The following is a 1,186-nucleotide window of genomic DNA, read 5'->3' on the forward strand; positions in this document are numbered from 1 at the left end:
GGCCGCCGCGGGCGCCGGCGTGGCGATCAACGGCCGCAGGCCCGACACGATCGCCTCCGTCATCTCCGAGATGCAGGCCGAGAACCCCGAACGCGATCTCGTCCCGGCCGCCGGAGACGTCACCGATCAGACCGGAGCGGATGCGGTGCTGGCCGCGACCGGCGACGTCGACATCCTCGTCAACAACCTGGGGATCTTCGGCGCGACGCCCGCACTCGACATCACCGACGACGAATGGCGCCGCTACTTCGACGTGAACGTGCTGGCAGCCGTGCGCCTCATCCGCGCCACGCTCCCCGGCATGACCGAGCGCGGCTGGGGCCGGGTGCTCGACATCGCCAGCGACTCGGCCGTGGTGATCCCCGCCGAGATGATCCACTACGGCATGTCCAAGACGGCCCTCCTCGCGGTGTCCCGCGGATTCGCGAAGGAGGCGGCGGGCACCGGGGTGACCGTCAACTCGGTACTCGCGGGTCCGACTCACACCGGCGGCGTCGAGGACTTCGTGTACGAGCTCGTCGACCCGAAGCTCCCGTGGGACGAGGCGCAGCGCGAGTTCATGCGCCTGCACCGGCCGCAGTCGCTGCTGCAGCGGCTCATCGAGCCCGAGGAGATCGCGAACATGGTCGTCTATCTGGCCTCCCCATTCGCCTCGGCGACGACCGGCGCCGCGGTGCGGGTCGACGGCGGCTACATCGACTCGATCGTCCCCTGAGGGACAGCCGCCCGGTATTCAGCCGAGCACAGCGAGGAAGCTGTCGTACCAGGACGCCATGACCTTCGTGGCCGTGTGGGCGAGGGGCACCTGCACGGGCGTGCTGAAGGTGCCGGCGGTGGTGCCGGCCCCCGCCCCGCCGGTGTCATTCAGCCCGGCGAAGTAGACCTCGCCCGACTCGAGCAGGAACACCGTCGAGTCGTTGCCCATCGCGACGTCGGTGACGACGGTGCCCGCCGGCATCGCGACGGGGGTGAGGGTGGCGCCCGGCGCGGCCGAGCTGCCGGTGCCCTGGGCACTGCTGGTGTTCGCGCCGAGGGCGTAGACCGTGCCGTCGGTCATGATCACCAGCATCCGGTACTGGCCGACCACGACCTTCGCGGCGGTCTTCCCCGCCGGAAGTGTCTTCTGCGTGAGATAGAAGGTGCCGCTGCCGCCGTATGCCGCCGTTCCCGCCGTGAACAGCCGACC

The 1,186-nt window shown here is 70.4% G+C and carries 2 protein-coding genes; one reads left to right on the top strand and one right to left on the bottom strand.

The features are described from left to right. The coding region (locus ACNPM4_RS18885; protein ID WP_448986744.1) for an SDR family NAD(P)-dependent oxidoreductase at nucleotides 1–715 on the top strand (715 nt) is incomplete at its 5' end. A gap of 18 nt (nucleotides 716–733) precedes the next feature. Here the strand turns inward: ACNPM4_RS18885 and ACNPM4_RS18890 are convergent. Further along, nucleotides 734–1,186, bottom strand: a 453-nt coding sequence (locus ACNPM4_RS18890) for an RCC1 domain-containing protein (protein WP_448986746.1), incomplete at its 5' end; no start/stop codon positions are given.

It is taken from the genome of Microbacterium umsixpiens, from assembly GCF_053543675.1.